This window comes from Mycobacterium sp. NGS34 (assembly GCF_059812845.1).
On sequence record NZ_JCALDM010000003.1, the window covers coordinates 500,447 to 514,382 of the forward strand.

At 64.4% G+C, this 13,936-nt stretch carries 8 protein-coding genes; 2 read left to right on the top strand and 6 right to left on the bottom strand.

Annotation, left to right across the window (positions count from 1 at the left end):
- Positions 1 to 719 precede the first annotated feature (719 nt).
- Genes AC5Y7V_RS11350 through AC5Y7V_RS11365 form a run of 4 tightly spaced genes read right to left on the bottom strand, consistent with a single transcriptional unit; the run spans position 720 to position 4,390 of the window.
- Entirely contained in the window at positions 720 to 1,484 is a 765-nt protein-coding gene (locus AC5Y7V_RS11350; protein WP_499880107.1) for a glucose 1-dehydrogenase, read from the bottom strand.
- Entirely contained in the window at positions 1,481 to 2,512 is a 1,032-nt protein-coding gene (locus AC5Y7V_RS11355) for a phosphotransferase family protein (RefSeq protein WP_499880108.1), read from the bottom strand. The genes AC5Y7V_RS11350 and AC5Y7V_RS11355 overlap by 4 nt, the downstream gene beginning before the upstream one ends.
- Positions 2,509 to 3,099, bottom strand: coding sequence for a TetR family transcriptional regulator (locus AC5Y7V_RS11360; protein WP_499880109.1), 591 nt, complete (start codon positions 3,097 to 3,099; stop codon positions 2,509 to 2,511). The genes AC5Y7V_RS11355 and AC5Y7V_RS11360 overlap by 4 nt, the downstream gene beginning before the upstream one ends.
- On the bottom strand, positions 3,089 to 4,390 hold the full coding sequence (locus AC5Y7V_RS11365; protein WP_499880110.1) for an acyl-CoA dehydrogenase family protein: 1,302 nt from the start codon (positions 4,388 to 4,390) through the stop codon (positions 3,089 to 3,091). The genes AC5Y7V_RS11360 and AC5Y7V_RS11365 overlap by 11 nt, the downstream gene beginning before the upstream one ends.
- Before the next feature lie 82 nt (positions 4,391 to 4,472).
- Between AC5Y7V_RS11365 and AC5Y7V_RS11370 the strand changes: the two genes are divergently transcribed.
- Complete coding sequence (locus AC5Y7V_RS11370; protein ID WP_499880111.1) at positions 4,473 to 5,474, top strand: NADPH:quinone oxidoreductase family protein; 1,002 nt, start codon at positions 4,473 to 4,475, stop codon at positions 5,472 to 5,474.
- Positions 5,475 to 5,680: 206 nt separating this feature from the next.
- On the opposite strand, the gene AC5Y7V_RS11375 is transcribed toward AC5Y7V_RS11370, so the two are convergent.
- On the bottom strand, positions 5,681 to 5,947 hold the full coding sequence (locus AC5Y7V_RS11375; RefSeq protein WP_499880112.1) for a PE family protein: 267 nt from the start codon (positions 5,945 to 5,947) through the stop codon (positions 5,681 to 5,683).
- A gap of 649 nt (positions 5,948 to 6,596) precedes the next feature.
- Here AC5Y7V_RS11375 and AC5Y7V_RS11380 point away from each other — a divergent pair.
- A complete protein-coding gene (locus AC5Y7V_RS11380) occupies positions 6,597 to 9,740 on the top strand; it encodes a patatin-like protein (protein ID WP_499880113.1) in 3,144 nt (1,047 codons plus the stop codon).
- Between the two features lie 228 nt (positions 9,741 to 9,968).
- Here AC5Y7V_RS11380 and AC5Y7V_RS11385 read toward each other — a convergent pair whose 3' ends face one another.
- The gene (locus tag AC5Y7V_RS11385) at positions 9,969 to 13,208 is read right to left on the bottom strand and encodes a tetratricopeptide repeat protein (RefSeq protein WP_499880114.1); all 3,240 of its coding nucleotides are present in this window, start codon (positions 13,206 to 13,208) and stop codon (positions 9,969 to 9,971) included.
- Positions 13,209 to 13,936 lie beyond the last annotated feature (728 nt).

Below are 13,936 nucleotides of genomic sequence, written 5' to 3' on the forward strand. Positions count from 1 at the left end.
GAGGGCCAAAACGCGGACGTCGTCAGCCTGCGTCGCCCGGAGCCGCCGGGCTCGTGGGACTCGTTGAGGTCACAGGACTTGTTGTGGTCACAGGACTCGTTGTGGTCGCGGGACTCGTTGAGGTCGCGGGACTCGTAGGCCGCACAGAGCTCGTAGGACTCGTTGAGGTCGCGGGGCTCGTAGGCCGCACAGAGCTCGTAGGACTCGTTGATGTCGCGGGGTTCGTAGGACTCGCGGGCGTAGGACTCGCAAGGCCAGGGCCTTCGCCACACCAGGCCGCCACATCCTTCGGGTACTGCTCAAGTGGTGGAGGGCAACGCTGACCGGGCGGGAAATTGGCGCCGGCGTTGAGCAGGTCGCAGGGCACGTAGACCTGCTTGCCACTGGGAATGTTGGTCAGACACTTCGTCGGCGGTTCGCCATGGGCCGTGACGGGAATGATGGCCGCCACAACCACTGCGCCGAGCACCCAAGCAACAGGGCGATAGGTCATGAGAGCTCCTCGTTCTAGCTGCGAAAGTTCACACATGTTCTCGTGATGCGATGTCGGGCGTGCACAACGCGACATCGCCGTCGTATGACGATTAAAGCCGCTCACCCCAGGTGCAATCCAATTCTTGGTGGAGCTGCCGGGAGTCAAACCCCGCCCCGGAAATGGCGGTAGCTGCGAAAACATGTGTTGATCGCATCAACAGCAGGCCGCAACCGGAGACAACGCGTCATACAGCGACGCCGCCGTCGACGGTCATCAGCGATCCGGTGGTGTAGCTCGAGGCATCGGACAGCAGATAGATCACGGCGCCGACGATTTCGTCAGGACGTCCTATCCGATCCAGTGCGATGGGTCGCAGGATGTCAGGCAGGAGAGCAGGGTCCCGCACGAAGCCCGAAGCCGCGTCGGTGTCAAAGGTTCCGCAGATGACTCCGTTGACTCGAACACCCACTTGCGCGTATTCGATGGCGGTCGCGGTGGTCAACGCGTTCAACCCCGCCTTGGCCGCGGCGTAGACCGTCGTGACGGGCGTGGGTCTCACCGACGCGAGCGAGCTGACATTGACGATCGATCCCCCGCCGGTGCGGGCCATGGCCGTAGCGGCCAGCGCCGTCAGGCGCGTCGGCCCCTTGAGGTTGACGCCGATCACCTTGTCGAACAACGTCTCTGAGGTCTCCAGCAGCGACGGAGCCAATGGACTCATCCCGGCATTGTTCACCAGGCCGTCGAGCCGACCCCACAGCGCGGCGGCGGCATCGACGACGGCGTCCAGCGTGTCCCAGTGACCGACATGGCAGGCCAGCGGATGAGCTTGACCGCCCGCATCGGTGATCCGGGCGGCGAGTTCCTGGCACGCAGACAGCTTTCGACTGGCGACGATCACCCGCGCCCCGCGCTGCGCGAGGCCGAGGCTCATCGCCGCGCCGAGGCCCCGGCTGCCACCGGTGATCAGGACCACGCGATCGCTGACGTCGAACAGTGGATCGGTCATCGCGCGAACCTTCCGGCGCGCAGGAGGAGTTGGTCGGCAATAGGCCCGAAAACCTCGTGCAGTGGGTTGCGGGATTCACCGCGAAGGAACGTTGCGTAGGAGCCTTCGAGCACGATGGCGAGCTTCCATGCGCTGAACGCCTGATACCACCCGAATCGGGACAGGTCGCGTCCCGTGGCATCCGCGTAGCGGTTCACCAATTCCGAAGGCGGCTGGCAGGATTCGGACGCCATGCCGTTGGGCGTGCCCGGGGCGGCCAGGGCGATGGAGTTGCCCTCTTCGGGCCAGAAGATCATGGCCCACGCCAGGTCGATGAGCGGGTCGCCGACGGTGGTCATCTCGAAGTCGACGACGCAGGCGACCCTCGGTGGCGCGGCCGGCGCCCAGATCAGGTTGTCCACCTTGTAGTCGCCGTGCATGACGGTCAGTTCGCCGTGCTCGGGCATGTTCGTCTTCAGCCAGCGCGCGATGTCGTCGACGCCGGCGAGGTCGCGGACCCGGTAGCTGTTGAGTTGAGTCATCCAACGATCGACCTGCCGGTCCAAAAAGCCCGCCGGGCGCGATATCTCGGTAAGCACGGTCTTGGTCCAGTCCACCGCATGGAGATCGACGAGCGTGTCGATGAGCTGCTCACCGATCAGACTCTGCGAGCCGGGGTCGTCGCGCAGTTGCGCTGGCAATCCGTTTCGGCGGATGACGCCACCGTCGACGAAAGACATCACGAAGAACGGAGCCCCGAGGACGCTGACGTCTTGGGACCACGCCAGCACGTGAGGCACCGAAACCCGCTGTGCCGCCAGGGACTTCATGATGCGCGCCTCGCGAACGACTTGGTGGGCCGTATCGGACACCGCGGTCCGCGGGGCGCGCCGCACCACCCACGATTCACCGAGCCGGTCGACGCGGAACATCTCGCAGCTACCGCCGCCGCGAATCGCGCTCACCTCGAGGTCGGCATCTTCGCCGGTTTTCTCAGCCAACCATGCGGCGAAGTGCCGCACGTCGAAATCGACCGCAGCCCAGCTCATCGCATGCCTTCCTCGCGTGCGATGCCCTCGATGAGGTAGTCGATGTGGGACGTGAACAATTCGCCGATCTCTTCGGCAGTCACTCCCTCCGGGTCACTGCCGGCCAGCCGGTTCCGGCGTCGAGACGATGCGGCCGACGGCGGGTGATCCATCGCGACGAAGCCCACGGTCGCCCACGTCAGCAGGCGGCACGCGCGAACCGCCGCGTCCCGCGACATTCCGTCGCGGCGCATGCATTTCAACAGCGGTCTGGTCGCCTCCAGATACGTCGGCCGCTTCACCTGCAGAAATAGCCTGCTGTCGGCGGCCGCGGTGAGGCGCTGGCGTATCTGCTGCGTCCACCGTCGGGCGTAGTCCGGCCAGGGTTCGTCGGGCTGCACGGCAGGCGCGGCGTCGGAGAGGAAGTGCTCGGCGATCGCATCCAATAGGGCGTCCTTGTTGCCGATCCGCGCGTACACCGGAGGCGGGGTCACCCCCAAGCGCCCGGCGACGCTGCGCATGCTGACCGCATCGAGGCCGCCCTCGCGGAGGATGTCGACCGCGGCGGCCACGATTTGCTCCGCGTCGAGCTCTATCTCATTGGGCACGTACACCTGCTGCCTCGCACAATTCGGACCATTTCCGTTGTGCGGCAGGTCGACGCGAGGGCAGGTGCTCGGTTGGCCACCCCTCGACGGGTCGGTACTTCTTGAGGACGTGACGCGCCAGCACGGACTTGTGCAACTCGTCCGGGCCGTCACCGATCGAACCGAAACGGGTCATGCGGTACCACTGCTCGACGGGCAGATCGCCGGAATATCCCAACGCTCCGCATACCTGGATTGCCCGGTCGAGCACCGCCAGCACCACCTTGGACACATGCGCCTTGACCATGCCCAGCTCGGCGCGCACCGCGCCGGCCCCGTCCCGATCCATCTTCCACGCCGTCTGGAATGTCAGCAGGCGTGCGGCTTGAATCTCCATGTGCGATAGGGCGATATAGTCCTGCACCATCTGGTGCTCGCCGAGCAGCCGGCCGTGCGATCGCCGAGACACCGCCCGCTCCCCCATGATGTCAAGGGCACGCTGGGCTTGACCGAGCCAGCGCATCGCATGATGAATGCGGCCGCCGCCAAGTCGCTGTTGCGCCAGCCGGAACCCCTCGCCGCGGGCCCCGATCAGATGATCGCCGGGCACGCGGCAATCGTCGAACACCACCTCGGCGTGGTTGCCGCGACGGCCGAAGTCGGGATCCGGGTGGGCCATCGTGGGAATCTCGCGCAGGATCTGCAACCCGGGCGTACCCGCCGGCACCACGAAGATCGAGGCGTGCCGATGCGGACGACCGGCCGGATCGGTCTCGGCGACAACCAAAATGATGTCGGCGCACGAGGCATTGGTGGTGAACCACTTGTGCCCGTTGATAACCCAGTCGTTGCCGTCGAACACCGCCGTGGTGTCGATCACCGTCGGATCGGCGCCAGCGAGGAAGGGCTCGGTCAACGCGAACGCGCTGGAGATCTCCCCGCGCAGGTTCGGATACAGCCACCGTTGCTTCTGGGCTTCGTCGGCGCCATGGGCGAGCAACTCCATGTTGCCGCTGTCGGGTGCCTGCACGCCGAACAACTCCATCGAGACCATGCAGCGGCCGATGATCTCTGACATCAGCGCGAGTTTGAGCTGACCGGAACCCGAACCGCCGAGGCTGGGGTCGAGGAACATCCCCCATAGTCCCTGGGCCTTCACTCGGTCCTGCAGCATGCGCTTGACCGCCGCCCATTCCGCGGTCGGCAGCTCCGACAGGATGGGTTCGAGAGGGATGACTTCCGTGTCGATGAATTCGCGCATCCACGCAAGCTTCTCGTCGAACTCGGGGTCGGTCTCGAAGTCCCACGCCATTCCCGACCCCTTCCAATCGATGAAATCACAGTGTAATCATGGTGTGATCGTTATTGGCAATACCGTCGACCGGAGGACTCCGATGAAGGCGTGGCAGGTGGATGGGGCCGGCGAGCCCGCCGACGTCATGCGGATGGTGGAGCGGCAGCTCCCCGATCCGGGGCCGGGCCAGGTGAAGATCCAGGTATCCGCGGCCGGAATCGGGTTGCCGGACGTCCTGATGTGCCGCGGCACCTACCCGCTGACGCCCCCCGTGCCGTTCACGCCCGGACAGGAACTGGCCGGCACGGTTGTCGCGGTCGGTTCCGGCGTCGACTTGTCCCTCGGCACCCGGGTCATGGGTGTCAGCGACTTCATGAACGGCAACGGCTCCTTCGCCGGCGAGGCGCTCGCCGCGGCAGACACCGTCCTCCCCGCCCCCGACGGGATGGATGATTGTGCCGCCGCAGGCTTTTGGATCCCCAACATGACCGCGTGGATCGGGCTGGTCGACCGCGGTCAGCTTCGGGCAGGCCAACGGCTCGTGGTCCTCGGTGCCGCCGGGGGCAGTGGAATCGCCGCCGTTCAGCTGGGCAAGGCCCTCGGCGCCGAGGTCGTCGCGGTCGCGGGCGACGAGTCCCGGGCCGAATTCTGCCGGTCATACGGTGCCGACCATGCGGTGGTGTGCAGGGGCGACACCGCCGCCGATGGACGGCCGCTCGCCCAGGTACTACGCGAGCTCACCGATTGGCACGGTGTCGACATGATTTTCGACCCCGTCGGCGGCGCGCAAGGAACAAACGCGATGGGCGCACTCGCCCGCGACGGCAAACACCTCGCCGTCGGATTCGCAAGCGGCACATGGCCCACCGTCAACGTCGCGATGATGACGCTGACCAACACGTCACTGGTCGGAGTCCTCGCCGCCGGCTATTCGCGCGAGCACGTTGAGGGCATTCTGCACGGCCTGACGGCCCTGGTGAACCGCGGCGAACTTCGCCGAACGATCCTAGAGACGGTGCCTTTCGGTGAGGTCCCCGAGGCGCTGACGCGGGTCGCGGCCCGAACGACGCTAGGGAAATGCGTTGTTGAAATCGGCGGCTGAGTGCATCCAGGCAGGCGCCACCGGTCGCAACGCTGGCGCGACTATTCCGGTCTCGGTACAGCTAAGAGCGGTGAACCTGGCTCAATAATTAGACAGTCGAGTTCCCGGTTCAATCCGGTCGCGAGTGTCGTGGGGAGCTGCTGGATTTCCTGCTGAACACCGAGCACCGCCTGCTCAAGGTCGCCAGAGGCGAAGCGTTGGTCGCCTCAGCGGCGGCATACGCACCGGCCGCGCCGGTCGATGCCTGCACAAACCGCCCGCGAAAAAGCCACCGGCTGTGAGCCGAGAGCTTGGTAGAGCCTGCCGTGGACGGACAACAACTCGGCGATCACAGCGGACACCTCGGCCGCAGCGGCGGCCGATATACCGGTGGTGGCGCCCGCCACGCCCTGGCTCGCCGTCCTGACCGCCGAACCAATCGAGGCCACGCGCGCGGCCTCGGCCGACATCATCTCCGGCAACGCCAGAAACATGCGACACCGCGCCTCTCCCATTATCTCTGCGATCGCCGGACAGCCAGAGCTTATGCCCGCCCCGCCGGGTCAGGTAGAAATTTGCAGGGACTATCTAAGTGGAGATGTGTAATGCTCTTGAGAGAACGTCATGCTAAATGGCACCGATCGGTCAGCTAGCGGATCATCGCCGCCGTCGCAGCTGCCTTTCATCGCGACTTGCGATCTCGCTACCCGTCAGCATGAACCCGATGGCTCGCGGCGTGGGTGAGCAGGCATGTTCTAAGTGGAGCTGCCGGGAATCGAACCCGATGCTCTACCAGGCATTTTGGGTTCTGATCTGCCCGTTCGTTCCATTTCGGCCCAGTTCAGTCCCGCTCGTTGCCAGCGGTTTCGCTTTCGAGTCTTGACGGCGTCAAGAGCAGTCGAGGCGCGCCGTAGGGGCCCGCGACTTCGCGCAGCACATCGCGTTAGCCAGTTTGGGCGCGATCCTCAATCACCGGCGAGGCCTTGTGGGCCAAGTCAGCGTTTCTTGAATTTTCGCCGCCTTCGCGGGAGCGCGACCATATTGCGTCATTCACTCGTGCAGGTCGTCGGGATCATGGCAATCTAGGTTCGGAAGCTCTCGTCCGGTCGGGGTAACTCGAAACTTGGTACATCGAGGAGTGCGATGGCACTTTATGAGCCATCACCCGTGACGGAGTCGACGCAGGAACTCCGACTCGCCACGACGATGACAGGCGGTGTCAGTCTCGCGATCTGGATGGCAGGCGTTGCGCGGGAGATCAACTTGCTTTCGCAGGCGTCACAATGGCGCAGGGTCGGGAAACCGTTCCCGACGCGCAGCAATCTCTCCAAAGAATCGGCCGATTGCCTGAAGCTCTACGCCGAACTCATCGACCTGCTCGACATGGTCGTCGACGTCGATGTCCTGTCTGGGACAAGCGCAGGTGGCATCAACGCGGCTGTGCTTGCGTCGTCGCGAGTCCAGGGGTCGGACCTCGGCGGGCTTCGTGACCTCTGGCTAGACCTCGGGGCTTTGACTGATCTCATTCGAGACCCGAGAGACAAGAACACACCGTCCCTGCTGTACGGCGACGAACGCATGTTTGCCGCGCTGGCGACGGAGATTCCGAAGCTCGAGATCGGGCCATTCCCGCCCTCGGCCTTTCCGGGGGGTGCCTGCACCCCTTCCACCACGCTCTATATCACGACGACACTGCTGACCGGCGAAACTAGCAGGTTCACAGACTCATTCGGCACGCTCGTGCAAGACGTCGACCGCCGCGGTCTCTTCACCTTCACCGAGACCGACCTCGCAAAGAACGGCACCTTCCCGGCACTCGCATTGGCCGCTCGCAGCTCTGCGTCGTTCCCCGTCGCGTTCGAACCCTCGTTCATCCCCTTCACAGCCGGAACCGCGAAGAAGGGGGCCGCTCCAGCCCGGCCGGCGATGGCGCCCTTCACCAATCTCACCCGCCCGCACTGGGTTACCGATGGTGGCCTGCTCGACAACCGGCCCATCGACGTGCTACTCCAGCGGATCTTCGATCGTCCAGCCTCCAGGTCGGTACGCCGGCTGCTTCTCTTCGTGGTGCCTTCTTCTGGTCCAGCACCCGACCTGGTGCAAGAACCTCCATCGGATGACGTCAGCAAGCCTTTTGGGCTTGTTGACGGGCTCCTCAAGGACTTGGCCGCGATCACGACACAGTCGATCGCGGCGGACTTGAGGGCAATTCGAGCCCAACAAGACCGCATGCAAGCGCGAACCGACACCCGACTGCGCCTGGCCGAGCTAGCGGCAAGACTGCCTGAAGGATCGCGCCTTCTCACCACGGCCCTCCTGACCGACTACCAAACCCGCGAGGCGACCAGACAGGCTCACGCCATTACCCACGCTCTGCTGCGCCAGCTCGGTACCTGGCCTCCAGCGCCGAGCGAGTCCACCGAAAGCATTCCCGAGACCTGGAAGGACGACCTAGCCGTCGGAGGCGACCCCGAGACACTGTGCCGACGACAGATCACAGATTCGATCCTGGGTGGTTGGTCGCAGCCGCCCAACCGCCCACTCCCCGAGACTGCAGCCGATCTTGCTCGGTATGGCCAACCTGCATGTGACCTAGTGAAAGCATTGGCAATCACCGTCGCCCAGGCGGCATACCAGCTCGCAAAGTCCGACGCCGAGACCGCTGCCGTTGCGGAAATCATCCAAGGAATCTTCAGAGCTTGCCAACCACCCAAACCGTTCGATCTTGGTGAGCTCGTTCGCAAGGTGTGCACCAACCCCGCGGTCCGACAAGAGTCACTTCAGAACGCGGCCAGCCTGCTCGCTGCGGAGTATCTCGAACAATCCGCGGTGAAAGAGGAAGCATGGGAAAGGCTTGGCGGGGTCTTCGTCGATGGCTACCCGTCCTTGAAGCGACTTGCCGCAAGCGCATCGTCCACCGCTGGCGCCCAGGCAGATTCCCTGCTCGCACAGGACCATGTTGCAGCCAGCCAGCTCGCTACATACCTCGATTATCTGAGACCTGCGAGCAACCCGCGGACCGTGGCAACGAAATTGTTCGACCTGGCCGCCTCTCAGCGCGCGATGCTTCGGGCCGACGCAGACGTCGAGCAATCCCTAGACCTCGTGCAACTCAGCGCCGATACGCGCAATTTGCTCGCACCTGACTGGCAGACAGCCCAGCAAAAGCTCACCGGCATGCAGTTCCATCATTTCGGCGCCTTCTACAAACGGTCATGGCGCGCCAACGACTGGATGTGGGGTCGCCTCGACGGCGCAGGATGGCTCGTCCACGTACTGCTTGACCCGCGCCGTGTGCTGCGGACTACCCAGGCTCATGTCCATGAGCGCAAGAAGAGCGCCGACGGGGACGAGACCGGAGCGCAATGGTTTTTGCGAAGACTCAAAACACTTGGGGCACCTCAGTTTCCGAGTTCGGGCTACCGCCTGCCAGATGCCGGCGGTGGACGCTGCCAGTATCTGACCGAGGACATGCTGCTAAACGAACTTGCGTTCCTCGACGACCCATCGACGGCGATACCGCGTAGCATTCCGAAGACATCGCTGTGGCTGGCGCAAGCATGGCAGCAACGAGTCCTCGACGAGGAATTGGACGGGCTGGCCAACTCGGTGATCGACCCACAACCAGGACAGAAACCGGATTGGAGCCCCACGCGTTCCCGAACATGGGCCAAGAAGGTCTTGGCCGCTAGCCCAGGAGACGCCAAATACGCTCTCCTGAACGAAGATCCGGTCGCATGCGAGACGTTCGCCACCGACAAGGGCTCACCCCTGATGGCACAGACCATCACGAAAGCCGCCGCGGCGGTATCCGGGGCGGCTGGCTCCGTGCGACAGCTGCCTGGCGCCCTCAAGCCTGCGCTGACTACCCTGCGAACACTGACGCTCGGTGGATATCACGTTGTGTCGGTGACCAAAGGCGTTGCTAGGTCGATCATCATCGTCGGGGCCGTGCTCCTCGTGCTGGGTGCTGCAGCCGCGATTCAATCCGGCACGCTGTTTGGGGTCACCGGCCTAATCATGGCCGGGACTGGCGGCTATCTCATCGCCCTGGGGACCTGGCAGCTCTCTAGCCGGCTGCTATTCGCACTACTCTCGCTAACCCTAGTCGGCGCAACGCTTTCCCTCACCACGTGTGTCGTACGGGGTTGGCTGTTCGGTGATCACGGCATAGTCATCGCCCATGTGTACTGGCTGGGCGCAGAATGGTGGCACCCTCTCGTCGTCGTCGGGGCGATCGCTTTGGCCATCACCGTGATCGCAGCTGCCAAGCCGCGCCGAGGATGAGGGCCGCCCTTTGCGCGATCACGTCAACAAACACCGGTGATGTCAACAACCGTCGAGTCGTGATCTGACTTGATCCGCCCGTGCCGAGGCAAGAGTAGCCATCGTTATCGATGCCTTCGCCGGCGGCCACAGACCGACCGGGTTCAGGATCAAAGGTGACAACCTCTACGTCACCCACTGCGGGGTGATGCGGGTGGTGATTGGGCGCATCTCGGTCCGATATGACAATCAGACGATGCCAAGGGTGACGAGAAGGGCGCCTCCGACCACCCCGGCGGCCGCGACTACACCCGCCTTGCCGACGTTGGCTCCGTCCAGGGGCCTGACCGGAACGAGCATCGATCCGGCCATTATGAGTGCTGCGACCGCGAACGATTCACTGAGCGGCACATTCAGCCAGGCTGACTCGACGAAGAGGATGACGGCGAGCACTGCCAGTGTGACCGGCGCGGCGAGGTGCACGCGGTGGGACTGCGGGTCGGCCTTGGTCACCGGAAGCGGTGCCCACGGAGTACCGAGAGCACTGGTGACTAGCCCGAACAGTAACCCGGGAACCCAAGACATCTGCGCCGCCGACACTTTGGCTCGTGCCGCCACGGCCATCCGCGCATACATCGTCGCACCGGCCAGGAGCATGATCCCTAACGAATAGGCGACCATCTCGGTCGGGCTGCCGACATGACGCAGATAGGCCGCGGCGAAAGAAACGACGGTCGCGGCGACAGCCCAAATGGGTGGCCGCAGCCATGCCGGGCCGCGAATGTTGTCCAGTCGATTGCTGATTGGATCGAACCAGCGCTTGCCGAAGTCGCGCCCGCGCTGGCTCGATACCCGGGCCAGCCCGACGGCCAGAAGTGCGACGGTCAGCACGCCGGCCGGGGCGACCGGCGCTGTCTTCTGGGTTTGCGCGAAGCTCCAGCGCGGTGGTATCGGCTGGGACAGGTCAAGGGCCGTTCGGTACACCTCGCCGTCGATTGTCAGTTCATGACGTCGATCCTTCAGCGTCTGGTCGAGCGCGAATGCCTTCGCAAACGCCCCCTGGGAAGCCAGCAAATACATTGGGCCCCTATGGGCTTCGAGTACACCGAGGTTGAACCAGCCGAGGGCGTAGTCGGGCTTGGCTCCCACTGCTTGGCGCAACGCGATTTCCGCAGCGGCGTAGTCGCGCTTACGCGCAAGTTCGACGCCCAGATCATTGGCGGCAGGGAACGCACCCGGGTCGCTGTGTAAGGCACGTCGGTCGTAATCGGCCGCCTGCCCTGTGTTGCACGCGCGGTCCGCGATGGATCCGGCAGTCATCAGAAACACCGGATCCATGGGGTCGGCTTGAATTGCTTTGTCCGCGTTGGCTGCTGCCAAGCCGGTCGCTCCAGCGCCGAGGTACGCCAAAGCGAGATTGTTGTACACGACCTCGGGCCGGACGCTATGGTATTGCCGCAGCTTATCCGCCCAACTCGCCGCCAAGTTGTAGTCGTCGATCGCACCGTGTAGATCACCGGTCGCGCTCTCGTAGTCGCCGAGCTGAATGGCAGCGTAGTAGGACAAGGTCGCCCACTGCGCCGCTGCGTCAGGCCTCGAATCGCGGCTCATGTTCGAGTTCTGAAGTATTGCGTAGCCTCGCGTGCCGACCACTTCGAGTGGGCGCAGCAGGGCGAGTGCCTCTGCGCTCCGGTTGGCCTTCAACAACGCGGCCCCGCGGTCAAGCTCGGCCCGTCCCGCGTTGAGGTCGTCGTCGTGCGATGGCCGCACATGCGCCCGGTGCGCGGCTACGCCGAACTGGGCAGCCGCCTCGTTGTAAGCGCCTTGGCGGAACGCCACTTCACCCAGGCGTAGAGCCGGCAGCGGGCTATCGTCTCTTTTGAGGTCATCCCAAGCCGCTACCACGGTTCTGGCGCCGGGTAGATCTCCCGCCCAGCGCAACATGTTCTGCCATTCGTCGGTGAGCTCATTTCTACCGAGAGAGGAGTGTCCGGTGAGTGGCTGGTGAGCGGCCAACTCGGCGATCGAGCGGAGAGTATCTGTTAAGTCGCCGCACCCGTATTGCACCAGGTTAGGCCGACTGGCCGGCAACTCGGCCGGCCAGTCGACCAGCGCCGACGCGGCCTGCCCGGCGATAATCGCGTCTCGCCGCCACGCCAGCGATGGACAATCGGTGAGCGTAGAGGTCATCGGACGGGCGTCACGGTACTGGGGAATAAACCCTAAATCCTCGACCAGCCCACCGCCACGACCGCCCGCCGGCGTCAAGTCGACGTCCAAAGGAGCAAGAGTGTCTGCCCCCACGGACAGGGGCAGTGTTCCATCGAACCGCTCGCCCCGCTCGGATGTACTTGGCGCTGGGTAGAACACCGCAGCGTCGGGATACGCGGCTGACCCCAACCGCTCGAGGCGGTGAGCGACTTCCTGTGCAGCGTCGAAATGGTGGGCAGCCTGCTCGGCGGCCAGCAGAACCTCAAGTGCGGCACCGGGATGAGGCGAATCAGCAACGGCGCGCGTCGCAAGCGGCATCGCTCGCTCGGGATCTTCCAGACTGATAAGAGCGCGGGCGCGCCCCAGATCTGCACTGTGGCGATCACCTCGTTCAGCAGCCCTGTCGTATTGCGCCACAGCCAGCCGAAGGTCGTCGCGCGCGGTGAACGGATTGCTCGACAGCAGGAGCAGACCCGCTCGCAGGTAGGCGTCACCGAGCCCGGTGACCACCGACGTGTCTCGGGGAAACCGGTCTACCAAACCCTGGAAGGTCGCAAGCGCCGCGGCGAGATCGGTGCGCTCATAGTCGTCGATACGAATGGGAAGCTGCTCCTCGACATGCCCGAGTCTGCGCATCATGGCCTGCCCCGTGATCCAGCCCGGCGTCGGGTCATTCGGACATGCGGCCGAGCTGCTCCGGTACTCCCCCGCCAGGATCTCCGCGGAGGTATACGAGTCGCCGGCCACGAGCAACAGTAGGTCGAGTTGCGCGTCGCAGCCGCCCGAGGTGCGTGTCCGGTCGAGCAAGGCATAAGCCGCGGACGCCGCCCCTCGCATGATGTAGCCGGCTTGCGGTTGGCTTTGCGGTTGCCCGGCGAGCTCGGTCAGCGCCGCCGCCAGCGCGGTCGCATTGCGGCGAAGTGAGGCCTCGGGCGCGTCGGCCAGGATCGGCTCAAACGCCGGGTAATGGTACGGATAGTCGAAGAAGCCATGCGGTTTGGGATGAGACGACGTGTCTGGTGCAAGCTCGGCCGCTGACGACACCACACCCATCAGCGCTTGCGCGCCCGGAACGCCGAGGGCGGCCACCGCGTAAGGGTAGACATCCTGAACACTCGCTATCCTATGGCCGGGCGGCAACCCGACGGGCAGTTCACGAATTGCACTGGTGCCAGATTTGACGGAGCCCTCGACTAGTGGGGCGGGGCCAGTGGGCGGCAACGGCAGCCTGCGGGCGGCGAGGTATGAAGCCAGCGCGAGCGCGACGATCAGCAGCACGCCGAGCAGTGTCAGAGCGGGGAGGACAACCGTCGACAGCCGAGGTGGCCGGCGCCGATTCGTCATCTCCGGTGATTGGTCAGGACCCACGTGGACTGCAGTCATGCCGCCCATCCATACGTGATGCGAACCTATATCCCGCTCCGCCGCCGGCGAGTAATAACCTTGCAGGACAACTGCTTTCGCATTCGCGCAAGTGCACCGCAGACTGAACCGAGGCTGTTGAAAACATCGAGTTATGGCTGGCCGCTGCCACATATTCCGGTGTTCGAATCATGGCCGTTACCCCGATTCGCCTTCATGTCAGTCAAGCGGTCGGGCAATTGGCCGCATTTGGTTTGCCCTAGCCTCGCAGACCCGAACGCCCTTCAGAAGAGGCTTAGGTCCTGATCCTCGTCCGGCGCGGATGGTTCCCCGCCGCTTGCGATTAGCCACCCGAGGTCGCTTCCTTGCAGTGCCCAATGCGAAGGCCGGCTAGTACAGATTCGCGCAACGTCTCGCGTAGAGCTTCCTCGATCTGTTCGCCGGTCGTCAAGGCTGCGGGCCCCCACAACCGGGCCGGCCGCGTCTTATGTCCACCGCCTCTCCCCCGGTGACTTTGGTCACTAGTGGCACACCGTTGGAGCGGTTAGCGTCGGTCGCAGCCAAAAGAAGCCTCTGGCAATCGAGTTGGCGAATCAAGGTGGGGCAAAAATGCGTTCAGCGAAGCATTCTGGATCCGTTGGCAT